The organism is Bifidobacterium saguini DSM 23967, assembly GCF_000741715.1.
Taxonomy (GTDB): domain Bacteria; phylum Actinomycetota; class Actinomycetes; order Actinomycetales; family Bifidobacteriaceae; genus Bifidobacterium; species Bifidobacterium saguini.
Window position 1 is genome coordinate 280,216 of the sequence record NZ_JGZN01000013.1, and the last position, 25,172, is coordinate 305,387.

A 25,172-nucleotide genomic window follows, 5' to 3' on the forward strand; every position below is an offset into this window, starting at 1 on the left:
ACAACACACAACAGCCCGGCGGTTTATACATACGACACACACCCGTGTACAACCAACACACAAACAGCTACAACTAAAAACACAACCACCATCGCCTACTCATCACACGCCCACCACAACCTTATTTATAACTTTATAAATAAGTGCTATGCTGGTGTAGTACCAAAGACGCACAATGCGGCACAGAAAACGACCACAACGCCGCAGCAGCAATGAAGCAGCCGAAAGGAACACCATGCGATACGGTCATTTTGACGACGCAGCCCGCGAGTATGTCATCGAGACTCCCGCAACCCCACTGCCCTGGATCAACTACCTCGGCAATGAAGACTTCTTCTCACTGATTTCCAACACCGCCGGCGGCTACTCCTTCTACAAGGACGCTAAGCTGCGCCGCATCACCCGCTACCGTTACAACGGCGTTCCCGCCGACAACGGCGCCCGCAACTACTACGTGAGCATTATGAGCGGCGAAGACGCCGACGCAACCCCGGTCGAGACCTTCTCCCCCACGTTCCTGCCGGCCAAGACCCCGCTGGATTCCTACCAGTGCCGCCACGGCATCGGCTACACCGTGTTCGAAGCCGCAAAGTCCGGCATCAAGACCACGCTGACCGCATTCGTGCCGCTGCACACCAACGCGGAAATCAACCGATTCGACGTAACCAACACCACCGACTCCGCCAAGACCGTGGATGTGACCGGTGCTGTGGAATGGTGCCTGTGGAACGCCGTGGATGACTCCACGAACTTCCAGCGCAACCTGTCCACCGGCGAGGTGGAAATCGAGCAGCGCGAGGATGCAACCCTGCTCTATCACAAGACCGAGTTCAAGGAGCGCCGCAACCATTACGCATTCTGGTCTGTGAACACTCCGGCCATCGGATTCGACACCGACCGCGCAACCTTCCTGGGCCAGTTCAACGGCTGGGATACCCCGCAGGTCATCGCCGAAGGCCGCGCCCGCAACTCCTATGCACATGGCTGGTCGCCGATTGCCGCAAACCGCGTGCGTCTGACCTTGCAGCCGGGTGAAACCCGCTCGCTGGTGTTCATGCTCGGCTACATCGAAGTTCCCACCGATCAGAAGTGGGAGGATCCGAACGATCCCGCCAAGGTGGGCATCATCAACAAGCAGCCCGCTCACGACCTTTACGAGCGCTTCGCCACTATCGAGCAGGTCGAAGCCGCACTTGCCGAGCTCAAGGATTACTGGAACCAGCTGCTGAGCATCTACACCGTGGAATCCGGCGACGAACGCCTGGATCGCATGGTCAACATCTGGCACCAGTACCAGTGCATGGTCACCTTCAACATGTCTCGCTCCGCCTCCTACTGGGAGTCCGGCACTGGCCGCGGCATGGGCTTCCGCGATTCCAACCAGGATTTGCTGGGCTTCGTCCACCTTGTGCCCGAACGCGCCCGCGAGCGCATCATCGACATCGCCTCCACGCAAATGGAAGACGGTTCCGCCTGGCATCAGTACCAGCCGCTCACCAAGAAGGGCAACGCCGATATCGGCGGCGGCTTCAACGATGATCCGCTGTGGCTCATCGCCGGCACCTACGCCTACCTTGCCGAAACCGGCGACGTCAGCATTCTTACCGAACCGGTGCCGTTCAACAACGTCGAAGGCTCCGAAGCTCCGCTGCTCGAGCATCTGCGCCGCTCCGCCAATTACACGATGACTCATCTCGGCCCGCACAAGCTGCCGCTGATCGGCCGCGCGGACTGGAACGACTGCCTGAACCTGAACTGCTTCTCCGCCACTCCGGGCGAAAGCTTCCAGACCGTGGAGAACAACGACACCGGCATTGCGGAAAGCGTGTTCATCGGCGGCATGTTCGTGCTCTATGGCGGTCAGTACGCCGATATTCTTGAGCATTACGGCACCGACTGCGGCATGTCCTCCAACGAAACCAGCGCTGAGGTTGCCCATGTGCGCGAAGCAATCAAGGATATGACTGAGGCCGTCAAGACTGCTGGCTGGGATGGCGAATGGTTCGTCCGCGCTTACGATGCTTACTCTCGTCCGGTTGGTTCCCACACTGATAATGAGGGTCAGATCTTCATTGAGCCGCAGGGCATGTGCGTTATGGCTGGTATTGGTCTCGACGATGGTAAGGCTCAGGCTGCGCTTACTTCGGTGCGCGACCGCCTGACCTGCGAGTGGGGTACTGCCATCCTCGCTCCTGCCTACTCCACCTATCGCATCGAATTGGGTGAGATTTCCACCTATCCGCGCGGATATAAAGAGAACGGCGGTATCTTCTGCCACAACAATCCGTGGATTTCTATTGCCAATGCTGTTGCCGGCAATGATGACGAAGCATTCGCCGTCTACCGCCGCAACTGCCCGGCTTGGCTGGAGGATAAGTCCGACATTCGCAAGGTTGAGCCGTACGTGTACTGCCAGATGGTGGCTGGCCCTGAGGCTGCTGTACCTGGTGAGGGCAAGAACTCCTGGCTCACCGGTACCGCAGCTTGGACGTTCGTGGATGTGTCCCAGTATCTGCTCGGTATTCGCCCCACTCTGGACGGTCTGACCATCGAGCCGCATCTGCCTGCCGAGTACACGCATCTCGATGTCACCCGCAAGTATCAGGGCAAGACCTATCACATTGCTCTGGAGCGCACCGGCGAGCGCACGCTCACGGTGAACGGACAGCCTGTTGATGGCACTCTGGTGCGAGCAGCCGCACAGGATGCCGATGACGTTGAGGTCACCGTCACCTTCTGATTGATATCCATTTCCCTTCCTATCGTGAGGGTTGGCATCCGCACAGCGTCCACGCGGCGCATGCAAGGGCAAGCCAACCCTCACCCGCTGATAAAGGATCTTCATGCAATACATTGAACGCACCATCGAAGGAATCGATGGCACTCAAGCGCAATTCGTCGGGTATGTTATCGACAATTCTGCGGAAGTCGATCTTCATCGCAAGCGCCCGGCTGTGCTCATCATTCCCGGTGGCGGCTATGAGATGACTTCCGACCGCGAGGCCGAGCCCATCGCACTGAAGTTCGTGGGCGCCGGCTACAACGCGTTCGTGCTGCGTTACTCTTGCAAACCCAGCGTGTATCCGACCGCCTTGTGCGAAGCCGCTGAAGCCATGCGCCTGATTCGCTCTCATGCCAGCGAATGGCATACCGACCCCGACCGTATTGCTGTGGCCGGCTTCTCCGCAGGCGGCCATCTTGCCGCCAATCTCGCCACATCCGCAGGCGATGATGACGAGCAGACTCACGGCTATGATCCGGATGAGGTTCGCCCGAACGCGCTGATTCTTGGCTACCCGGTTATTACTTCCGGCGAATACGCCCATCGCGGCAGCTTCGATGCACTGCTCGGCGACGGCCGCAATACCGATGCCGATTGGCTGAAGAAGCTTTCCATCGAACAGCATATCGACGCTAAGACGCCGCCGGTCTTTCTCTGGCATACCGTCACTGACGATTGCGTGCCGGTGGAGAACAGTCTCGAGCTCATTTCCGCGTGCAAGGCCGCCAAGGTGCCGGTTGAGGCACATCTCTTCCCCGAGGGTGGTCATGGACTTGCGCTCGGCACTATCGAAACCGCATGGGAGGCGAATCCGGCCTGCGTATTCGAATGTGTGCAGGTGTGGCCTGAGCTCGCTATCAGCTGGATGAAACGACTGTTCGCATAGCATTCGATAGCGTAAACTATTGAAGCATTGTGAGCGCACACATTTCCTTGGAGGGAGGTTATCAATGCCCGTTGCAGCATGGGAACAATTCTTGCAGGATCAGAACAGCTGGCCCGCGGCGTCCAGGACCACCCTCCAAGCCGTGGTGCGCGATACCACATCCGGCACTACCTTCGAAAAGCGCAAGCGCATGAGCCCGGAGGAACGGCATCTGCAAATCATGCAGGCCGCCGTCAAAGTCATTGCCTCCAAAGGCTTCTGGGGCATGTCGCTGCAGGATATCGCCGATGAGATCGGCATTACTGAGGCAGCGCTGTACCATTACATTCGTTCAAAGAACGAACTGCTCAACATGGTGCTCGCCGAGGGCTACGATACGCCCGAAGCCGACGAATACAATGCCTCCACTGCTACCGTGACCGATTTCGACGGTCATTTCTGCTACTGTTTCCCGCGTTACTGCGTCAATGTGGTGCTGTACAACCTGCAGCGCCCGGAAATGGTGCAATTGTTCTCAATGATCAACGGCGAGGCTTTGAATCCTGCGCACCCCGCCCACCGATTCTTCATCGGCCGCCATTTGCGCAATTGGGAACAGATTGGTTCGATGAAATGGATTCTGCCGCCCGGATACGATGAGGAGCGGCTCTACCATCTCTATACGCTGTCGATGTCTGCGATGGATGGTCTGCAGTATCGTTGGCTTGCCGATCATTCCGTCAATCTGTTGGAGGAATGGATGGCGTTCTCCGAAGAAATCTTCCCGGAGAGTGTTTGGCAAGGCTTCCGTGACCCGTCCGAATACGATCCTGCAAGCGGCCAATGCTTGCAAGAGTTCACGCTCGCAGCAAGGGAACTGTAACGAAAATAAACTGCCGGTATCAGCCATGTGATTGATACCGGCAGTTTATTTTCGTTACTTCTGCAGCTCGGTTACGAACGCGTAATAGGCTCCAATCAGACCGGCATAGCTCACGTTGCGGCAACGTTTGATGGGGGTGGCGAAATCCTTCCAATATGGGATCGTGTCTAAGGCTTGTTCCACCAGCGGCATGAATGCCGTCTCCTGGCATACCGCTCCGCCCAGCAATACGCATTCAGGGTCGAGCGACACCACCACGTTGTAGATGCCCACGGCGATGTACTGAGCCCACTCCTCCACGATGTTGCGCACTTCCGGATCATTCATACGGCGCAACAGGCTGGAGGGCACCACGATTTCGGCAGGACCACCGAATTTCTCCGCATAGCGTTCACTCAACCGATCCGTGGCCGAGTATTCATGCAGCGATCGCGCGCCTTCCGTCTGATAGTTCGTAATCATCATGCCGAGCTCGCCAGCACGCCAATCACGGCCGCGGCGAATATGTCCATCCAAGAACAGTGCGCCGCCCACACCGGCATCGGTGATGGTGAACACCACAAAATCATCGAGTTTACGGGCGTTGCCGGCGTATCGTTCGGCGATAGCTGCGCAATTCGCATCATTCTCTACCCAAATAGGCAGATCATCACCGAGCCTGCGGCGCAATTCCTTGCCCACATTCTGCTTATACAGGGCATTGACCGCCCCACCGGTGATGGTGCGCTGCTTCTTGACGTCAACGAATCCGGGCAGGCTCAGCGCAATACCATCAATCGACTCCTGCTGTTGGCGCACTACATTGGCAATGCCATCGAATAAATCTTCGGAATCTTCCTTGGGCGTGGCAAAAGCAGCCGGCACATCCTGAATACCGTCAGTCACCACAGCATGGCGAATAAACCTGTACCCCACATCAAATGTCAGCACACGTGTGCTTTCCATATGCCCTCCTCGGCTGTTCCGGCTACTCCTTTCGCCTCGTTGACGCTTTCACACCAGCATGAAACGGAGCAATACCGGTAGTTTAACAGGCCTTGTTATTCGTATTGATGACCGACTTAACAAGGCCTGAGATTTGAGTTATCGTGCCGCCACAATGACCTGATACGGAGCCAATGTGCAGTCAGATTCCAGCACGGCATCGTGAGCCAGCAGGTCGGCGGCACCAGACAGGGCCGGCAATGCAACCTGCTGCTCACGGTCGGTCAGGTTGATGATGAATGTAAACACTCGGCCATCATCCGCATATCGTTCGGCGACTTCGACGCCATCCGGGGTATTCACCGAAGCCAAGCCTGCGGCATCTACTATCGGCTGTACCAACGCATCCATGCCGGGCTCGCTCAGCGGAGTGCCCACATAGTAAGCCTCACCCTTGCCGAACGTGTTCACGGTAACGGCTGGCGTGCCGGCATAGAATTCGCTGCCTCCATAGGTGGCGAGCGTACGGGCGCCTTCCAGATGCATGATGCTGGCCACGATTTCGCCGCTTGCCTCTACTGTGCCCTTGGCTGCAGCAGCCTCCGCGCCGAACGACACTGGGATCGTCTCCCCTGGTGCCATTGCATCAATTTCCTCGGCCCAGACGCCGGCGAGCGCACGGAACGGACCGGGGTAACCGCCCGGAATCACCAGATCATGCTCGTCGTGAATGCCGGACATGTAGCCGGTGATGAATCGTCCGCCATCGCGCACATATGCTTCAACGGCTTCGGCAACGCCGGGCTTAACCATGATCAGCGTCGGTGCCGCCACAATGGCGTAACGGGCGAGCTCGGCTGCCGACGTGGTGCTGGGGATGATGTCCACGGCAAGTCCGCGACGGTTGAATGCACGGTAGAAGCGGTGCACTTCATCCGGGTAGGAGAAGCCTGCGATGGGTCCCACGCAGCCTTCCAGCGACCAGTAGCTTTCCCAGTCGAACATGATGGCCACATGTGCATGCACTTCGGAACCCATAATCTGCGGTGCGATATTCTCGAGTGCTTCGCCAAGCGCCGAAGTCTCACGGAATACGCGGGATTCCTCGGTACCATCATGTGCGATCACGGCGCCGTGGAAGCGTTCGCAACCGCCAATCGACTGCCGCATTTGGAAGAACTGCACGGTATCCGCGCCATGTGCCACGGCCTGCCAGCTCAATGCGGCCACCTCGCCGGGGCGCTTGACCTTGCAGTATGGGAACCAGTTCTGCTGGTTCGGCGTCTGTTCCATCAGCATGAACGGTTTGCCACCGCCCACGCCACGCATCAAGTCGTGGTTCAGGGCCACGCGGCTTGCCGGCATGCCCATGCCCGGGTAGTTGTCCCAGCTGATCACGTCCATTTCTGGACCCCATGTGAAGTAGTCGAGGTCTTTGAACGTACCCATCAGATTCGTGGTGATGGGCGTGATGGCATCGAACCGGCGCACGGCGTCGCGCTCGTTCGTAAAGCATGCCAGCTGGGATTCGTTCTGGAATCGGCGGTAGTCGATGAGCAGCCCGGAGATTACGCACTTCCTCGGATCCCAGTCGGATCCGATGCCGTCGCCGTAGCCGACCGGTGGCACGATATCCGCCCAATCCACAATGGTGTGGCTCCAGAAGTTCGCGCACCATGCTTTGTTGAGCGCCTCGAGAGTGCCGTACTTGGCCTTGAGCCATGTGCGGAATGCTTCAGCGCAGGTTTCGCAGTAGCATAGGCCGCCGCCTCCGCCGTATTCGTTGCCGATATGCCAAGCCTTCAAGCCTTCAGTGCCGGCGTATCGTTCGGCGATCTTGCCGGCGAGTTTGCCGGCAACCGCACGGAAGTAGGCAGAGTTCGGGCAGAAGTTATGGCGGCCGCCGAACACATGGCGCTGCCCTTCGAATGTGGTGCGAATGATTTCAGGATGTTCGCGCACCATCCATGCGGGCAATGCGGCGGTGCCTGTGGCGAACACAATGTTGAAGTGATGCTTGATCAGCAATGCCACGATCTTGTCAAGCATCGTGAAATCGTAGGCCTCCTCGCCCGACTGCAGCAGCGTCCAGGAGAACACGTTGATGGTTGCCTCATTGATGTGCGCGTCCTCGAGCATGTCGAGATCGCGTTCCCATGTTTCCTCGGGCCATTGTTCCGGGTTCCAGTCGCCGCCGAAGAGGAACGTGTCGAATAAAGGTGTCATGCGATGCTCCTTTTGCCGCCGGCTCCCCTTTTGAGGGAGCCGGGCAGAATTGTGTTACTGCTGCACGCTGTAGTGCACGTTGTTGAAGGTGATGTTGCCTTGGCCGTGTGCATAGACGCCGAGCAGGATGCCGGTGAAGCCACCTGCGTTGGTGAAGCTCAGCAGTTTGCCCGGCACATGGCCGAGCAGTTGCTCGCCGCCTGCGAATGCACTGGTGTTGGCCACGGCGAAGTCATATCCGGATTCGTCGCCGCGCACAATCAGGCGCAGTTTGGCGCTTGCCGGCACAGCTACAGTACCGACTATGGTGGCAAGTCCGGCGTTGTGAGCCGTGGCTTTGACGCGAATCAATCCGTTGGCATCGGATGCTCGCACTGCGATGGTCAGGTAGTGGTGACTGTTGGCGTATACGGCAACGCCTGCTTCACCGAGGGACAGTGCGCGGGCGTCCGCCAATGTTGCGCCGAATTCGAAACGCAGGTCGGTCTGGCGAGTGCCGATCATCGGTGCACCGTGGGTCAGATCGAATGATTGTGCGGCTGCATGCACGGTAATGGTCGCGTTATTGGTGGTGGCCGGCGCCATTGCATGACCGGACGATACGATGTACTGCTTGTCCGAATCGATGCCGGGAGTAATCCATTCAACATCTGATTCCAGTGAATCATTGTGACCGTTGAGGTCGCAGTCGTATGACTGATCGGCCAACTCAGGCCAGCCATCCTTCCAATCGAACCAGACGGCGTACGGTTCGCGGCCGACCCAGCCTTGGGCTGGGTATTCGTTGTTGTTGCGGGTGCCGTGGAATACCATCAGCGTGCGATCGTCTTCGAAATGCGCGCAATCGCAGTGGCCGATGGCCTGCAGGGTCAGATGGGTGGAACGGTTGGTGATCAGTGGATTGCCTGGATACATCTCGTACGGGCCAGTCGGATTGTTGGAACGTGCGATGTTTTCCATATGCCCGGATTCGGTGCCACCTTCTGCCCACATCAGATAGTAGGTGTCGCCGCGCTTGTACATGTGCGGGCCTTCCGGATTGGAACCGGTGATACCGCCACAGATGCGCTTACGCTTGGTCAGCACCGTTCCGGTGGTGACGTCGATTTTCGATAGGTAGATACCGGCTGGCTCGCGTTCGCCGTTCTCATCCGGCTCCCCGCCTTCGTTGCCACAGATGTAGGCGGTGCCATCGTCGTCGAAGAACAGGCTCGGGTCGATGCCGGGCCAGCCTTCCACCCAGATGGGATCCGACCAGCCGGCGTGTGGATCGGTTGAGGTGAGAATCATGTTGCCGGCGTTCACGTTGGTCACGATGAGGTAGTAGGTGCCATCGTGGTAGCGCAAGGTGGGCGCATAGATGCCCTGGCTGTTGTCCATCGTCTCGTACGGGAACTGCTCGGGGCGGTTCATCGCGTCGCCGATCTTGTGCCAGTGTTCGCCGTCTTCGGATTCGAAAACCGGGAGCCCTGGGAAGAATTCGAACGAGCTGTTGACCATCAGGTATGTGCCCTGCGGGGTTTCGCAGATGGTGGGGTCCGGGTGGAATCCGGAGGCGATGCGCCGTGCCGGCTTAACGTTGAACAGGGTCATGATTCTACCTTTATTGCAAAGTCTTATTGGCTCTGTTAAACCAAAATTGACACACCCCTTATTTTTGGCTCCCCTTGTCAGGGGAGCTGGCGGCGAAGCCGACTGAGGGGTAGTTCCGCCGGATTCATGTCAATCTAGGTTTAACAGAGCCATGTTTTTTACGCTGATCAGAAGGCCAGCGGATCGGAGCCAGGGCGGACCAGCACGGGCAGAGTGTGGTAGTCGTACTGTTCGGTGTACCAGCGGCCCGGCTCGTAGGTCTTGCCGGTCAGCAGGTTGGCCCATGCCTCACCAGCGTGGTCGCCGCCAGCGTCCGGCACGTAGAAGCGCGCGGTGCCGTCTTCGGAGAACACCGGTGCCACCAAGAGGTCGTCACCCAGCATGTACTGGGTATCGATGTCTTCGCAGGCCGGGTCGGTCGGGAACTCAAGCACCATTGCGCGCATCATCGGCACGCCGGTCTCATGGGTTTCCTTGGCCATAGCTTCCAGATACGGCTTGAGCTTGAGCTTGAGCTCGGTGAACTCGCGGGAGACCTCTACAGCCTCGTCACCGTACAGCCACGGCACCTTGTATTCAGTGGAACCGTGGTAGCGGGAGTGGGAGGAGAGCAGGCCGAACTGGGTCCAACGCTTGAACAGATCCGGGGTCGGCTTGTCTTCGAAGCCGGCGATGTCGTGGCTCCAGTAGCCGAAACCGGACATGCCGAAGCTCAGGCCAGCGCGCAGGGATTCGGCCATAGACGGGTAGTTGGAGGAGCAGTCGCCACCCCAGTGCACCGGGAACTGCTGGCCGCCCACGGTGGCGGAGCGAGCGAACAGAATCGCCTCGTCCTTGCCCTTGGTTTCCACCAGCACGTCGTACACGGCCTTGTTGTACAGGTAGGTGTAGTAGTTGTGCATCAGCTCGGGGTCGGAGCCATCGTAGTACTGCACGCCTTCGGTGGGGATACGCTCGCCGAAGTCGGTCTTGAAGCAGTCGACGCCCTGAGCCACGAGGTGCTTGAGCTTGTCCTGGTACCACTTGGTGGCTTCGGGGTTGGTGAAGTCGACGATGGCCATGCCGGCCTGCCACTTATCCCACTGCCAGACGTCGCCATCGGTGGTCTTGATGAAGTAGCCCTTCTTGGCGCCTTCCTCGAACAGCGGGGACTTCTGGCCGATGTAGCTGTTGATCCACACGCACACCTTCAGACCGCGCTCGTGCAGCTTGGCGAGCAGGCCTTCCGGATCGGGGAACTTGGTCTCATCCCACTCGAAGTTGCACCATTCGAGTTCCTTCATCCAACGGCAGTCGAAGTGGAACACGGACAGCGGAATGTTGCGCTTGGCCATGCCGTCGACGAATTCCATCACGGTCTTCTCGTCGTAATCGGTGGTGAAGGAGGTGGAGAGCCACAGACCGTAGCTCCAGTCCGGCACCAGCGGCGGCTTGCCGGTCAGGTCGGTGTAGGTGTTGAGAATGCCCTTCAAATCCTTGCCGCCGATAACCGAGTAGCTCATTTCTTCGCCAGGTACGGAGAACTGCACGCGGGAGACCTTCTCGGAGCCGATTTCGAAGCTGACCTTGCCGGGGTTGTCCACGTACAGGCCGTACCCCTTGTTGGACAGGTAGAACGGAATGTTCTTGTAAGCCTGCTCGGTGCCGGTGCCGCCATCTTCGTTCCAGATGTCAACGGTCTGGCCGTTCTTGACGAAGTTGGTGAAGCGTTCACCCAAGCCGTAGATCTTCTCGCTAACGCCGAGATCCAGCTGTTCGGAAACGTGCAGACGGCCTTCCGGATCGGTCACGAGACCCTTGGCACGCCAGCCGGAGTGAGCGATGACCTTGCCGTCGTAAACATACTTGAAGTCGATGGTCTCGCCCTTGGAAATCTCCAGCGTCAGCTTGCCGGAAGTGAAGGACCACTTGTCATCGTCCTCGGTGATGGTGACGTTCGGGTCGGATTCGTTGAGCGCGAACTTCGGGCAGTGGCCGCGATCCTTCTTGAAGTTGATGAGCCTGGTGGTGATGATGTCTTCACGCGGGCTGGTGACTTCGATGGTCAGAATGCCGCCATCCAGGGTCTGGCCGGGGTGATGAATCGGCACGCCGAACGGGCAGAACAGGGTGAGCTTCTTTTCTGCGACGTTCGCCGTGTACACATTGGCCGCGTACTTGACGTCGAAGCCGTCTTTGACAAGCCAGCCACCATTGAGGAACTTCATTGTTACGTCTCCTTCATTGCGAGTACGTTGTGTTGAAATGTATCTTATTTATAAGTCTATAAATAACCAATTTCGACACGCCAGTGCTGTACTAACTGCCGCATAAATACCGCAATACAACGCAAAAGGCCTGCCGCAGATTGCATTGAGCAATCCACGGCAGGCCTTGATATTGCTGAGATTTCAGGCGGTGATAGCCACACCGTCTTGAGATCGATTGGAATCCGCAGCCTCACATGCAGCGAGGAAGCCGGTCAGTCGAATATCCGCCACTGATTCGCCAACGTACACATGGGCGGCCGGCGCAAGGGCATATGCTCCCGACTCGTTGGACCAGTAGCGCAGCGCACGAGCGGCATCGAGCGCCAGTTCAACCTGACGGCTTTCGCCCGGCTGCAGTTCCACCTTTGTGAATCCGCGCAATTCCTTAACCGGGCGGCGCTCACCGGTACCTTCAAGACCGAAGTACACCTGCGGCACGGCTTTGCCGGCTCGCTTGCCGGTATTGGTCACCGTGAAGGCCACATGCACTGCGCCATCCACGAGTCGCACATCGCACGCGCTGTACTCAAACGTGGTGTATCCCAAGCCATGACCGAACGGGAAGAGTACTGGAGCATGCTCGGTCTCGTAGTGGCGGTAGCCCACGAAAATATCCTCGTCGTAGCGCACATGAAGGCCGGGGCCGAATGTACCGATGGAATGCGCTGGGCTGTCTTCCAGAGCAATCGGGAACGTTTCGGGCAAGTGACCGCTCGGATTCACACGGCCAAGCAGGGTTTCGGCGAGCGCGGTGCCGGATTCGCATCCGTTGTACCAGTTCCAGACGATGGCGCGAGCGCGATCGGCCCACGGCATAGCCACCGGAGAGCCGGCCACGAACACCAAGATCGTATTCGGATCAGCTTCAAGCAGTGCTTCAATCAGCTCATCCTGGCCGTAGGGCAGCTGCAGGTTCTCACGGTCGCGGCCTTCAAGATCGTATTCGTGGTCAAGTCCGCCTACGAAAATCACCGGATCGCCGGAGGCTGCGTATTCGCGGGCTAGGGATACGGCTTCCTCGCGCAGACGGACGGCACGCTCGGCATCATCGGCGGCGGAGCCAACCGAGTTCTCCAAGCTGTCTTCCTGCCAGGAATCATCCTGCACCACCTGCTTGGCGTCATAGCCGAGCGCGTATTCAATTTCCACGTTGCCGCCGAGCTGGCCATTCAGACCCAAGATCGGCGTCACTTCGTGCAGCGCCTTGATAACCGCGCTGCCACCACCACTGGAGTGGATGCGGTCGGCATTCGCGCCAACAACCAGCACGCGGCGCATCGAATGCTCATCGAGCGGCAACAACGTATTGCCTTGGGCATCAGCATCATTCTTCAGCAGCACGATGGATTCGCGGGCCACATCCAGTGCAGCCTGAGCGTGCGCGAGCGTGGCATAGGAGCCGGGCTTGCGGGCGGTGTTCACAGTGCCGTTCTCACCGTGTGCCGGCAGCATGTGCAGTGCATCCATGACGGCAAGCACGCGCAATACCTTGGTGTCGATGTCCGCTTCGTCAACCTCGCCATCCTTAACGGCCTTGCGCAGCGGGTTCGCAAAGTAGTACTCATCGAAGTTCGGCGTTACGGACATCTCCACGTCCAGGCCCACGCGGGCGCTGGCCACCGTGCGCTTGACGGCACTCCAGTCGGAGACCACGAAGCCGCGGAAGCCCCATTCGTCGCGCAGAATATCGTCTAGCAGGCGCTTGGATTCGCAGCACTGCTCACCGTTGACGAGGTTATATGCGCCCATCAAAGACAGCACGCCGCCGCGCTTGACCACATCCTCGAACGCGGGCAGGTAGATTTCACGCAATGCTCGCTCGCTGATGGTCTCATCGACTTCCAAGCGATCGGTTTCCTGGCTGTTGGCTGCATAATGCTTGGCGCAGGCGGCCACATCGGATTCCTGCACGCCTTTGACGAAGGCCACGCCCTGCTCGCCGGTCAGATAAGGGTCTTCGCTCATGTATTCGAAATTGCGGCCGCACAGCGGGCTGCGCTTGATATTGATGGAAGGGCCAAGAATCACATCCTTGCCGCGGCCTCGGGCCTCGGCTCCCAGCACCTGGCCGGCCTTGTGTGCCAGGTCGCGGTTCCAAGTGGAGGCTACTGCGGAGCCGGATGGCAGGTAAGTGACGCGATCGCGGGTGTTATAGAGTGGAGCCCAATTGTCGTTGTGCAACTCCTCGCGCGGACCCATCGGGCCGTCATCCATCTTGAACGGCGGGATGCCGAGCCTCGGCACACCTTCGGTGCGGAAAAGGCCGGCAGCGTGAATCATATCGACTTTTTCATCCAGCGTAAGCTCGGCGAGCAGCGCGCGCGCTGCGGCAACGTTGGCTTCGGTAATGGCAGTCATGATGGTCTTTCTTTCGGTATTGCTCGGGTTGCAGCATCGATGTCGCAACCCAAGCTGCAGTGCTTATTGAACGGTGATTTTGAATCCGATGGGCAGGTTTGCGGCAAGTCCCGGACGCTGTGCCGGCACGATGGTCAGCCCATCGTTGGTGCGCTCGTACGATACGGGTCCTGCACCGAGCTGTTCGACAGTGTCGATCACACCGTTGAATGGCGGTTTCACGCCGTCGTGATATGCGGCGAACGTGGTGCAGGTCACCGATTCGGCGTTGACCGGGTTCAGGCAGAACGCGTAAATAGCGCCGTTCTTTGTGGTGAATCGCCAGTCTTCCGCCGTGTATGCGGTTGCCTGCTGGTCGGCGAACATACCGGAGCCGGCCACAGTCGGGCCTTCTTGCGTGATGCGCCACGGGCGAGTGCCGTAGATGCCTTCGCCGTTGGCCGCCATCCATGCACCCATTGTTTCCAGCAGTTCACGGTCATGGTCCGCAATCGAACCGTCTGCGCGCGGGCCGACGTTCAGCAGCAGATTACCGTTCTTGCTCACCGCGTCAAGCAGCGCAATCACCAGCTCATCCACGCCCTTGTATTCCAGAGACATGGTGTAGCACCAGGAGTTACGTGCAATGGCGGTATCGGTTTGCCAGACGAATGGCGTTGCATCCGCGTAGCCGCCTCGTTCAACGTCGACGATGCCGGAGCCCCATGCCATGCCGTCGTATTTGTAGCAGATGGACGTCGGCTTGCCCCATTCCGCGCCGCGATTGTAATAGAATGCGGCCAGCTTGCGCATGTACGGCTTGAATGATTCATGCTGCACCCACCAGTCGAAGTACAGCAGTTCCGGCTGGTAATTATCGATGATTTCGCATACGCGCAGCAGCCAATCCTCAAGATATTCGGCGGTGGGGTGCGGGTCGGAGTGGATGTCGAACTCGTTGCGCTCGGGCATGGCCGGCCAGTAGAAGCCGCCCTTGGTATCCGCTTCGGCACCTTGCACATCAGAGTCGAAATCTCGGCCGTGGCTCATGAACCACCAATGTTCGGCACGATGGTTAGACGTGGCGAAGTGCAGACCATGCTTCAGCGTTGCTTCGCGCAGTTCTCCAATGATGTCGCGATGAGGGCCAGTTTCCACCGTGTTCCAATGCGAAAGTTCGCTGCGGTACATCTGGTAGCCGTCATGATGTTCGGAAACCGGGAAGTAGTAGCGAGCGCCGGCCTTGGCGAACAGGTCGAGCCATTCGTCCGCGTTGAACCGTTCGGCGGTGAACATCGGGATAAAGTCTTTGTATCCGAATTCGGATTGCGGCCCGAAGGTGGCACGGTGATGGTCGAATTCCGGGTAGCCTTCGATATACATGTTGCGCGAATACCATTCATTGCGGTATTCGGGCACGGTGTAAAGCCCCCAATGGGTGAAGATGCCGAACTTTGCATCCGGGAACCATGCTGGCACGGGAGCCTGGGCAAGCGATTCCCATGTATCCGAATACGGGCCTGCGGCAATCACCTGATCGATGGTGTTCAGATCAATCATCGAACGTGCTCCTATCCCAATCGAAGCCAACAGCCTGGCACCATGAACGGGCGATGATCATTGCGCCACGCTCGTATGGGTGCACGCGATCCTGGCTGGCCAAGCAGCCATGCAGCTGGGTAAGCCAATGGTCCACTGCCGCTTGCGTGTCCACGAAGATTGCATTGTGCTTTTCGGCCACACGCTTCGATGCTGCAGCGAATTCCTCGATTTTGGCGCGCATCTGGTCTTGCGGGTTCGGCTCGAACATGAACGGACGCATGACGATGATGCCTTTGAGCTCAGGCAAGGCTTCCTTAGTGCGTTCGAGCAGCTCATCGTAAATGCGCTCGAAATCCTCCACGGTATTGAGGCGAGCCTGCCACAGCGGTCCGTCGAAGTATCGCCATGCATCATTGACGCCGACCATCACGGAAACATAGTCCGGCTTCAGATCGATGACATCCTGCTGCCAGCGTTCGGACAATGCGACGATGTCGTCGCCACTGATGCCGGAATTGATGGTGCACAATGCACGATCGGGGTAGACGGCGGTAAGCAGGTTATGCAGAGCATTCACGTAGCCGGTGCCGTAGCCCCAACCACCGGGGATGGCAGTACGGTCGCGGCCGGCATCGGTGATGGAATCACCCATGAACACGATGCGGGAATGTTTCGGGAAAATCAGCATGATGATCGCTTTCGGTTTCAGATATGAGATTGCGCGACGGCCCGGAAGGAGCGGGGCCGCCGCGCAATGAGAGAGGGCCTGTTATGAGGGGATTACCTCATCACTTGGAGGCTTCGTACTGCTTGACGACCTCCTGGCGGGCCTTGATCCAGTCCTTGGCGTTCTGCTGGTCAACCTTCAGCACGCTGTCGTAGCCGAGATCCTTGACCTGCTGGCGAGCGTCCTTGAGCACCTTGGTGAACTCGGAGTCGGACTTGGCCACCAGAGCGTTCCAAGAAGCGTTGACGACCTCGGTCTTGATGGAGCTACGGGTTGCGGAAACCGTGGACTCTTCCTGCGGAGTGGTGTAGGAGGCGCCCGGAGCCACAGCGAGCAGGTTGTTCTTCTGGAGGTAGTCGATGTCGCTGGTGGCGCCGCCCATGTGCTCGGACCAATCCTGGAACAGAGCGGAGGTGTCAGCCTCGGACTCCCACAGCTGCGGGTTGAATGCAGCACCGGTCTCGGAGTCGATGTCGTTCTGCTGCACGGCCTTGAAGTTCAGCAGGGAGAAGCCGGAGTCGTAAGTGCCGCCGCCGAGCTTGTCGGAGATCTTGAGGTTAGCATGGTCGCCGTTCATGGCCTGCTTGCCGAAGTCGGTGAGCTGAGGCTTGCCATCCTCGCCCTCGGTCCAGCAGCCCAGGTCCTTCGGGCACGCAGCGCCGCCGGCGTTGGAAGCAGCAGCGTACACACCGTCAGAGGAGTACAGCCAATCGATGAACTTGGCAATGCGTTCCTTGTACTTGGACTTGGATCCGATGGCGATGATGGTGGTGCCGTCACCGTCCGGGGTGAAGCCGGTGGAGTAGACCTTCATGGACTGCAGCGGAGCGAGCATGAAGCCCACACCCTTGGCCTTGTTCTCATCGGAGTTCATACGCGGCTTGCCCAGCCAGCTGAAGATGGAGACGAGGGTCTTGCCGTTGGTCACCTTGTTCTGCATGGTGTCCCAATCCTGAGTGGTGGATTCAGGATCGACCAGGCCCATCTGATCAGCCTTGTTGAGGAACTCAAGAGCCTGCTGGTAAACGCCGCCCTCCTGGGTGGCCGGCTGCACGTCCTTGCCGTCAGCGCTCACGAACACGGAGCCCTGGCTCTGGTAGCCGAGCCAGTTGACGATGGCGGAGGCGTTGTTCATCACGTCGCCATCCCAATCCTTGAATAGGGAGAAGGCGTAGATGTCGTCCTGACCGGTTTCCTTGCGGGCCAGATCCTGCATGTTCTTCAGCACGTCGAGGAAGGAATCGAGATCCTTGATCTCCGGGTAGCCGAGCTCCTTGTAGTACTCCCAGCGGATGTACGGAGCGGAAGTGGGCTCCATGCCTTCGCTCGGGCTGGACGGGTCAGAGGAGGAGACGCCCTGCGGGATACCCCACACGCCGTCCTTGCCGGCCTGCTTGGTCACGGAGTCAACAGCGTTCTGGTACTTCTTGACGTTGGTCATCTTGCCGTAGTACGGGGTCATGTCGGCCACCAGGTTGGCCTTGACCAGCTTCTGCAGACGGCCGTTGCCGGTGCTGGTGATGATCAGGTCACCCAGGGAGCCGGAGGCTGCGCGGGTATCGAAGACGGTGTCGCCACCGGAGACGTTCGGAGCGATGATGTTGAGCTTCAGGTTGAACTTGTCCTGAACGATCTTGGCGAACCAGCCCTTCTGCTCGCCCTGCTGGTTGGCCAGGGAGTCGAACACATCGATGGTGACCAGGGAACCATCATCCTTGGCATCGGCTGCGGTATCGCCACCGCAAGCAGCCAGCGAGAACGTCATCGCCGCGGCCAGGCCAACGGCCAGCACCGAGGTGAGCTTCTTCTTGATTTCCATGACGGAAACCTCCTTGTTTCTTTTTCCTTGTGTTGTCTGTTGAAGTGTGATTACTTTGGGGTCTACTTAACGGCTCAGTCCTGCAATTAAGGACTCGCCTCCGGCGAGACTCAATCCGACCTTCGCCGGGGACTATCGCCCCGGCTCAGGCTGAGGTCAGCCGGAAGCCCACCGGGCTTCCTTGATGACCTCAGCCCTTGACCGCTCCCAGCATCATGCCCTTGACGAAGAAGCGCTGGAAGAACGGGTAGACGAACATGATCGGCAGCACCACGATGACGGAGACGGTCATACGAATCGAGGTCGGGGTGGCTGCGGAAGCCAGAGCGGCAACGTTCGCGGCGTTCGCCTTAGCGGCGTTGGCCAAGGCGCTGGCCTGGTTGATGTACGTGTACAGCAGGTACTGCAGGGAGTAGAGCTTGTCGTCGGTCATGTAAATCAGCGTGTCCTGGAAGGAGTTCCACTGGCCGACCGCGGAGAAAATGGCGACCGTGGCCAAGATCGGCGTGCACATCGGCAGCACAATCTTGCCGAAGATCGTCAGCGTACCAGCGCCATCCATTTCGGCGGCTTCCTGCAGGGAGTTCGGAATCGACTCGATGTAGGTCTTCACCAGAATGATGTTGAACGGCTGCACCACTGCCGGCAGGATGTACACCCAGAAGTTGTTGGTCAGGCCAAGGTTCTTCATCGTGATGAACATCGGGATTAGGCCGGCGTTGAAGTACATGGTGATGACCACGAAGCGGTACCAGAACGAACGTGCCCACATCTTCTTCTGCGTGAACATGAAGCCCAGGTAGGCGCTGGCGAGCACGGTCAGCACCGTGCCGATAACGGTACGGGCCAGGGAGATCCATGCCGCGCGGCCGAGGCCGGAGAGCGCCAGCACATCCTTGTAGTTCTGCAGATGGAAGCCCTTGAACCACCAGGTCACCTCGCCTGCTGCGGACAGGTTGTTATCGGACAGCGAGTTGATGATCAGGTAGTAGAACGGGTAGGTGCAGATCAGTGCGAACACTGACAGCAGCACGATGTTGAATACGTTGTAGACTTTCTCACCCGTGGTGCGACGCATCGCCGGCGAGACACTTGACTTCTGCTTTGCCATGATTGTTCCTTAATAAATCTCGCGTGACTTTGCTTGGCCGATCAGACGATGCCCTCGCCGCGGGTGCGCTTGGACAGCCAGTTAACGATGAAGAGCAGGGCGACGGAGACCAGCGACTTCAGGATGGAGATCGCGGTACCCAGAGACAGGCTGGAGTTGCCGAGACCGACGTTGTAGACGTACAGGTCGAGCACTTCGATCCACTTCTGGTTGAAGTTGTTTTGGAACACGTAGTACTGGTCCATGCCGTTGTTCAGGAAGTTGGAGATGGAGAGCATGAGCAGCACGAAGTAGGTGGGCAGCAGCTGCGGGATGGTCACATGCCAGATCTGCTGGAAGCGGTTGGCACCATCCACCTGTGCGGCTTCATACAGTTCCTGATCGATGCCGGCAATGCCTGCGAGGTACATGATGGAACCCCAGCCGAGACCCTTCCACAGGTTCCACAGCAGCATCTTGAGCCAGATGTGATCGCCGGAATCAAGGAACTTGATTGGCTCGGTGATCAGGTGCAGGTTCTGCAGCAGCTCGTTAATCATGCCGGAGGAGGAGAACATTGCGAAGGCGATGGAGTAGACCAGCACCCAGGAGATGAAGTTCGGCAGCGTGGTGAGCGTCTGAATCAGGTTCTTGAACCACTTTGCGCGAATCTCGTTCAGGGCGATAGCGAAGATCACCGGGAAGAACGAGGTCAGGATGTTCAGGCCGGACATGGCGAAGGTGTTCATCAACACCTGACCGATCTTGGCCAGCTGAGCCGGGTTCTGCACCAGCAGCTGGAACCACTGCAGGCCCACGAACTCGCTTTCGGAGAGTGGAATCGGCGGCTGGTAATCGTAGAATGCGTAAATCCAGCCGAACAGCGGCAGGTAGCTGAAGAGCACCACCATAACCAACAGGGGTGCGACCAGCAGGAACAGCTTCAATCCGTGGCGCTTGTTGTAATCAGCGCCGGGAAGCATCTTCTTCGCCTTGTTGGCGGCACGACGATCACGACGGCTACGCGCTGGCTTAGCGTCGGCAGCTGCGACGTTATCCGCGGCAAACCCGACTTCGCCGTCTGCGGTTGCAACGTTCTGCATCTTGTCTCCTTTGAAGCAATGCAGCGAAGACATTGTCTGGGTGCGACCCATTTCGCAACCCGCTGTCTTCTTGTCTCTTGTTTATAAGTTTATAAATAAGAGTTTTTCCTGTCAAACGCGCTTATGGCCAAAACCACCTATCAGCGAGCGCACAACACCCGAAAACCCTTGAAAAATCACGGAATTCGACCAATAGAATTTTTATTTATATACTTATAAATAAGCGTGTCGCAATCGGTGAGCATTCACCTGAGGAATAGGAGGAACAATGAAGTTCAACACCAATGCACCATTCTGGCGGTTCATGGATACTCTGGTGCATTTCACCGCACTGAATCTGCTGTATCTGCTGACGTTGGTCCCGGTCATCACCATTGGCCCAGCTCGCGCGGCATTGTACAGCACCATGTTTGCGTACGACGAGAATGACGACATCAGCCTCACCCGCGAATACCTGCGCCGTTTCAAGCGCGAATTCAAGCACGGCCTGATCTCCGGCATTATCATCATGGTGCTTGTCGCGGCCATCATCTTCGGCCTTGCCTTCTGGAGCGCATGGAACACCAACGCTTCCTATATTCCACTGATTGTGCTCATCATCGCAGCGGTGATTGTGGTACTCACCGCCGAATACCTCTTCCCTATGCAAGCCCGTTTCGAGAACTCTTTGGGTACGCAGTGGAAGCTGGCGGCCATGTTCCCTTGGCGTGCGTTCCCCTGCACGCTGGCACTGCTCGGCATTGATGTGGTGCTGCTCGCCGTGGCCTACTTCATTCCGTTCATTCGCGTGCTTGTACTGATTTTCGGCGTGGCATGGGGTGCTTACGCCAAGTCCTTGGTCTTCCTGTGGGGCCTCAAGCGTTACGGCGGCATGGGACCGGTGGAACAGCCCACCTATATCAACGCACACGACTGATAACAATCGCGCACACTCCTTTTCCTCTCAAGCAACGGCAAGGCATGTTGATTGCCTTGCCGTTCGCGTATACGGCTACCATTGACTGACATGACGTCACCAGCCATCTCCAAGCCTGCCGCCGCCGCGAATCCTACAAAATCCGCGATCAGTTCGCGCCCTCATACGCAACTTGCCCGCCTTGGCACCATCGCCCGGTGGACACTAGCGGTATTGGCTTGCTTGTGGCTGTCGTTGTGCACTGCCGTCGGCCCGTTGTATTGGGATTTTGAAACCGGCACCATCGCACACTGGAACTGGGCGAATACCGCAATCTTCATTGGCTCATTCGTCATCTATTTCGGCATTATCGTTGCCTTGGTGAGATTCGCTGCAATCGGCCATGCGCTTCCCGCCAAGCTGAGCGAACAGCTGCGCACTGCAAAGCAGCAGTTCTTCGCGAGCGCCGGTAGTACCAAGCGTCGCCACGATGCTGACAACAACAATTCTGAATCATCAACAGACATCGGAAGCACAGCTGATGCTGCAACCAGTAAGAATAAGCGCAAAACCCGTTTTCATATCTCTCCTCAACGCATCGCTACGGCGGTAGCACAGGCGCTGCTGTTCTGCCAGCGTTGGATTATCCGCGGCACGAACCGATTCTGGAAACTCCTGCTCGTATTCTTCATTGGCTGGCTGTGGGTGCCCACCACGCTGCTTGCTGCATTTGGTGCTGACGTTCGTTCGCAGATACGCGAATTCAGCTGGGCCTGGAACCAGTGGACTGGATTGAAGCAGCCTTATATCGGCTTCTTCTCATTCGTGCCGATGGACATCTACCCCACCGCGCACTATATGTGGCCGTCCAACCCCACGTATTTGACTGACCAGCACAATATTGTGCTCACGTTGATTTACGGTGCAACGGCTGCATTCTCCCGTTATGTGACCGGTTCGAATGATGCAGGCATTGTGGTGCTCGCCGCCCTGCAAATGTTGTTCGCCGTATTCTGCTGTGCGGCAGCCGCCCATCGATTCTTGAACCGACCGTGGCTGAGTGCCGCCGATACTTCCGCGTACACCGCTACGGATTCAGCTGTGCCTCAACAGGCTGGTGGCTTGGCTCGTTTCCTGATTCTTCTCTTCTTCATGGTGTGCCCGCTGGCTGTATTCGCCACTATTTCTCTGACCAAATCGCCGTTGTTCGCGTTCGCATTCGTCTGGTGGTTTGGTATCTGGTACGAGCTCACACAGACCTGGAGGCCAGCAGCCAAGTGGCGTATGCGCAGCAAGAACAACCAGCACCATGCTGTACAGCCGATTATCCGATTGCCGCGCCATAGCTTCCTTGCCTTTATCGTCTCTACTGCAGTGATGCTGATTTCCGCTAAATACGCGTGGTATATCATCGCTTTGCAAATCGTGCTGGCACTTATCGCCGACCGCCGCCGCTGGGCTACCTATGTTGCCGCGCTGCTCATTCCCACAGTGCTGATTCACGGCGGCATCTCCTATGCCATCTCATCGAATATGATTATCGGCGGCGATCCGATTGAAAGCCGCGGTGTGCAGCTGCAGATGATCGCCCGCGTGGCGCAGCGCAACCCCGATGGCATTTCAAATGAGGCCATGAAGAACCTCTCCCCCGTGTTCAACAAGGATCAGATGGCTGACGCATACTTCCAGCAGGATGCCGATCCGGTGAAGTCCTCGGGTATTCAAGCCAAAAAAGTGAGCTACAAGTGGCGCACGGTCACGCCGGAGGATATGGCGAATTTCAATACTGCTTGGCTCGATATCATCAAAGACAATCCGGTGATTGCACTCGATGCGCTGCTGGCCAAATGCTTCGGCTATTTCAATGTGACCGATCTGCCGTATGTTTCGATGGATTATTACGTCAGCAGCGACTATGTGCAGAAGAATTCCGCATGGATTAAGTACTACAACCATGACTGGCGTGAACAAATCACTCACTTCACCCAAAGCTGGGGCAAGATTCCAGTCATTGGTTGGCCTACGCATGGCAATTTCTATGTGGTACTGACGTTGCTTATCGGTGCTGCCGAAGTGATTCGCCGCCGCTGGCTCACGCTGATGACGCATATCCCACTGCTGTTGCTGATGGGTGTGATGATTACTGCCCCGGCTAATAATTTCGAACGTCATATGCTTCCGGTGGCCTTTGTATTCGGTTTTGTTGTGCTTACATACTGGCGTGAGTCGCGTGCCGAGCTGGCTACAGCCGCGGCTTCAACGCCGATGATGCTCAGCAGCCGCGCATAGGAACCCGTATAAGGCACTTGTAGCTCAAGCATCAAGGTTTACACTATGGTTATGCCTTCAGACTTTCTTGATCTTCTAGCCGCCGACGCAGCTGACGCCAACGACGTTTCCGCTGCAGACCGGATACGCAAGGTTCTGTTTGAATGTCTGTTCCATCAACTTTCCGATCAACGTGTCACATCGTTGTTTACTTTGCTTGGATTTACCGGTGAATTCGACTGCTATGCCATCGCTGGTTATCCTGCAAGGTCCTCTGTACGAACCCGTAAAACCATCGAGAAAATCGTATCGGACTTCGGTGGAGTATGCATTACTGCCGAACATACATTGCATTCCCCGCTTGCGGCTGAGCAGGGTGGTTCGTCATTCGATAGTACGGTGGATAAGTCTGTGGATAAGTCGGCAAAACAGTCCGGTAATACTGTGGTTGTGGCATTGATTCGCCCGGTGGGTGCAGCAACGCCTGAGGTGATTTGCAATACGATTGCCTCGGAGTTCGACGATGCGCGTGCTTTGACGTTAGGACCTCAACTGCATGGCGCGAATGGTGCTATGCGTTCCATTCGTACGGCTTTGTACTGTTTGCAAGCGGCACCAGCATTGGCTGCTGCAGTGCCGCAATTACCCCGCCCATTACGCAATGATGATGCATTGCCCGAGCGTGCGATGATTGGTGATCCTGATGCGCGTAAGGAACTAGTGGACGTGGTGTATGGCAGCTTGGCCGCAGCAGGACCAGATGATCCAACGCTAGTGACGGTTTCGACGTTTTTGAAGTATGGCGGTTCACTGGAGACGGCAGCTAAGGAACTAAACGTGCATCCGAATACGATTCGGTACCGTTTGAAGCGTGCAGCCGAATCGACGGGCTGGGATGCTTCCGACCCGCGTGAGGCGTTTGTGCTCTCCTGTGCGATTGCATTGGGCCATATGGCTGCTTAGGCAGAATTGCCACGAACGCAAAAGGGCCTCTATGAAACTAGTGCTCCATAGAGGCCCTCGTCTTTGTTTGTATACCGCGAATATCGGTATACGGATGCATCGCGCATTGGCTGACGCGCATATGTAAGGCGCCGTGTCGTAATTACCGTTGTTATTCGTTACGTAGGAAAAGGAGAATAAAAAAAGTCCGACATCGATTGATGTCGGACTTTAATAAGTTTAAATGCGGCGGTGTGCTACTCTCCCACACCCTGTCGGGTGCAGTACCATCGCCGTGCCAGGCCTTAGCTTCCGGGTTCGGAATGGGACCGGGCGTCTCCCCTGGGCCATGACCGCCGCAAATCTTCTGTTATACGGTCCAAGACCATGTCTTGGCCGGCATGTGGTGGTTCGGGGACCGGATGGTGGACGCTTCCTGATGTTCGTTTTCCGATGTTCCGCGACGATGCAGTGTCTTTCTGTCGTCCGCGTGTCATTGTGCGCAGCACGGTCGCCGACAATCGAAGGTGTCGGCGTGAAGGTTTCGCCTTTCCCCGTTAGTACCGGTCGGCTCCACCCCTCGCGGGGCTTCCACGTCCGGCCTATCGACCACGTGTTCTTCATGGGGGGTTCAGGATCCGGGGATCCATGGAATGCTTATCTTGGAGCAGGCTTCCCGCTTAGATGCTTTCAGCGGTTATCCCTTCCGAACGTGGCCAACCGGCCGTGCCGCTGGCGCGACAACCGGCATACCAGAGGTTCGTCCACCCAGGTCCTCTCGTACTATGGGCAGGCCTCCTCAACATTCCAACGAGCGCAGAGGATAGAGACCAAACTGTCTCACGACGTTCTGAACCCAGCTCGCGTGCCGCTTTAATCGGCGAACGCCGAACCCTTGGGACCTGCTCCACGCCCCAGGCATGCGAC

16 protein-coding genes and 2 rRNA genes are annotated in these 25,172 nt (G+C 57.6%); 6 read left to right on the forward strand and 12 right to left on the reverse strand.

The features are described from left to right. Nucleotides 1-235 precede the first annotated feature (235 nt). From BISA_RS09430 to BISA_RS09440, 3 genes are all read left to right on the forward strand, one after another. Entirely contained in the window at nucleotides 236-2,740 is a 2,505-nt protein-coding gene (locus BISA_RS09430) for a glycoside hydrolase family 94 protein (protein WP_033891599.1), read from the forward strand. Between the two features lie 103 nt (nucleotides 2,741-2,843). Then, entirely contained in the window at nucleotides 2,844-3,668 is an 825-nt protein-coding gene (locus BISA_RS09435; RefSeq protein WP_033891600.1) for an alpha/beta hydrolase, read from the forward strand. A 64-nt stretch (nucleotides 3,669-3,732) separates the two neighbouring features. Next, nucleotides 3,733-4,530 (forward strand): TetR/AcrR family transcriptional regulator, encoded by a 798-nt coding sequence (locus tag BISA_RS09440; RefSeq protein WP_033891601.1) that lies wholly within the window; start codon nucleotides 3,733-3,735, stop codon nucleotides 4,528-4,530. A gap of 54 nt (nucleotides 4,531-4,584) precedes the next feature. On the opposite strand, the gene BISA_RS09445 is transcribed toward BISA_RS09440, so the two are convergent. The 10 genes from BISA_RS09445 to BISA_RS09490 form a co-directional block, all read right to left on the reverse strand. Continuing rightward, entirely contained in the window at nucleotides 4,585-5,475 is an 891-nt protein-coding gene (locus BISA_RS09445; protein WP_033891602.1) for an ROK family protein, read from the reverse strand. A gap of 138 nt (nucleotides 5,476-5,613) precedes the next feature. Next, entirely contained in the window at nucleotides 5,614-7,680 is a 2,067-nt protein-coding gene (locus BISA_RS09450; RefSeq protein ID WP_033891603.1) for a beta-galactosidase, read from the reverse strand. A gap of 54 nt (nucleotides 7,681-7,734) precedes the next feature. Next, on the reverse strand, nucleotides 7,735-9,273 hold the full coding sequence (locus tag BISA_RS09455; RefSeq protein ID WP_033891604.1) for a glycoside hydrolase family 43 protein: 1,539 nt from the start codon (nucleotides 9,271-9,273) through the stop codon (nucleotides 7,735-7,737). Between the two features lie 167 nt (nucleotides 9,274-9,440). After that, nucleotides 9,441-11,480, reverse strand: a complete 2,040-nt coding sequence (yicI, locus tag BISA_RS09460; protein WP_033891605.1) for an alpha-xylosidase — start codon at nucleotides 11,478-11,480, stop codon at nucleotides 9,441-9,443. A 183-nt stretch (nucleotides 11,481-11,663) separates the two neighbouring features. Next, the gene (locus BISA_RS09465; RefSeq protein WP_051917467.1) at nucleotides 11,664-13,880 is read right to left on the reverse strand and encodes a beta-glucosidase; all 2,217 of its coding nucleotides are present in this window, start codon (nucleotides 13,878-13,880) and stop codon (nucleotides 11,664-11,666) included. 63 nt (nucleotides 13,881-13,943) lie between these two features. After that, nucleotides 13,944-15,419: an alpha-L-fucosidase gene (locus BISA_RS09470; protein WP_033891606.1), complete on the reverse strand. Its 1,476-nt coding sequence runs from the start codon at nucleotides 15,417-15,419 to the stop codon at nucleotides 13,944-13,946. After that, nucleotides 15,412-16,089, reverse strand: a complete 678-nt coding sequence (locus tag BISA_RS09475; protein ID WP_033891607.1) for an SGNH/GDSL hydrolase family protein — start codon at nucleotides 16,087-16,089, stop codon at nucleotides 15,412-15,414. Before BISA_RS09475 ends, BISA_RS09470 begins: the two co-directional genes overlap by 8 nt. A 100-nt stretch (nucleotides 16,090-16,189) precedes the next feature. Beyond that, on the reverse strand, nucleotides 16,190-17,947 hold the full coding sequence (locus BISA_RS09480; protein ID WP_033891609.1) for an ABC transporter substrate-binding protein: 1,758 nt from the start codon (nucleotides 17,945-17,947) through the stop codon (nucleotides 16,190-16,192). Between the two features lie 190 nt (nucleotides 17,948-18,137). Next, nucleotides 18,138-19,058 (reverse strand): carbohydrate ABC transporter permease, encoded by a 921-nt coding sequence (locus BISA_RS09485; RefSeq protein WP_033891610.1) that lies wholly within the window; start codon nucleotides 19,056-19,058, stop codon nucleotides 18,138-18,140. 41 nt (nucleotides 19,059-19,099) lie between these two features. Continuing rightward, nucleotides 19,100-20,140, reverse strand: a complete 1,041-nt coding sequence (locus BISA_RS09490) for an ABC transporter permease (RefSeq protein WP_081890093.1) — start codon at nucleotides 20,138-20,140, stop codon at nucleotides 19,100-19,102. A 268-nt stretch (nucleotides 20,141-20,408) separates the two neighbouring features. On the opposite strand from BISA_RS09490, the gene BISA_RS09495 reads away from it, so the two are divergent. The 3 genes from BISA_RS09495 (at nucleotide 20,409) to BISA_RS09505 (ending at nucleotide 24,266) form a co-directional block, all read left to right on the forward strand. Next, nucleotides 20,409-21,056, forward strand: a complete 648-nt coding sequence (locus BISA_RS09495; RefSeq protein ID WP_033891611.1) for a YesL family protein — start codon at nucleotides 20,409-20,411, stop codon at nucleotides 21,054-21,056. A 90-nt stretch (nucleotides 21,057-21,146) separates the two neighbouring features. Further along, entirely contained in the window at nucleotides 21,147-23,324 is a 2,178-nt protein-coding gene (locus tag BISA_RS09500; RefSeq protein ID WP_033891612.1) for a DUF6020 family protein, read from the forward strand. A 45-nt stretch (nucleotides 23,325-23,369) separates the two neighbouring features. Then, nucleotides 23,370-24,266, forward strand: a complete 897-nt coding sequence (locus BISA_RS09505) for a PucR family transcriptional regulator (RefSeq protein ID WP_033891614.1) — start codon at nucleotides 23,370-23,372, stop codon at nucleotides 24,264-24,266. Nucleotides 24,267-24,489: 223 nt separating this feature from the next. Here BISA_RS09505 and rrf read toward each other — a convergent pair. Together rrf and BISA_RS09515 are read right to left on the reverse strand one after the other, a co-directional pair. Next, a 5S ribosomal RNA gene (gene rrf / locus BISA_RS09510) occupies nucleotides 24,490-24,606 on the reverse strand. Between the two features lie 177 nt (nucleotides 24,607-24,783). After that, nucleotides 24,784-25,172 (reverse strand): 23S ribosomal RNA (locus tag BISA_RS09515); the annotation flags it as partial.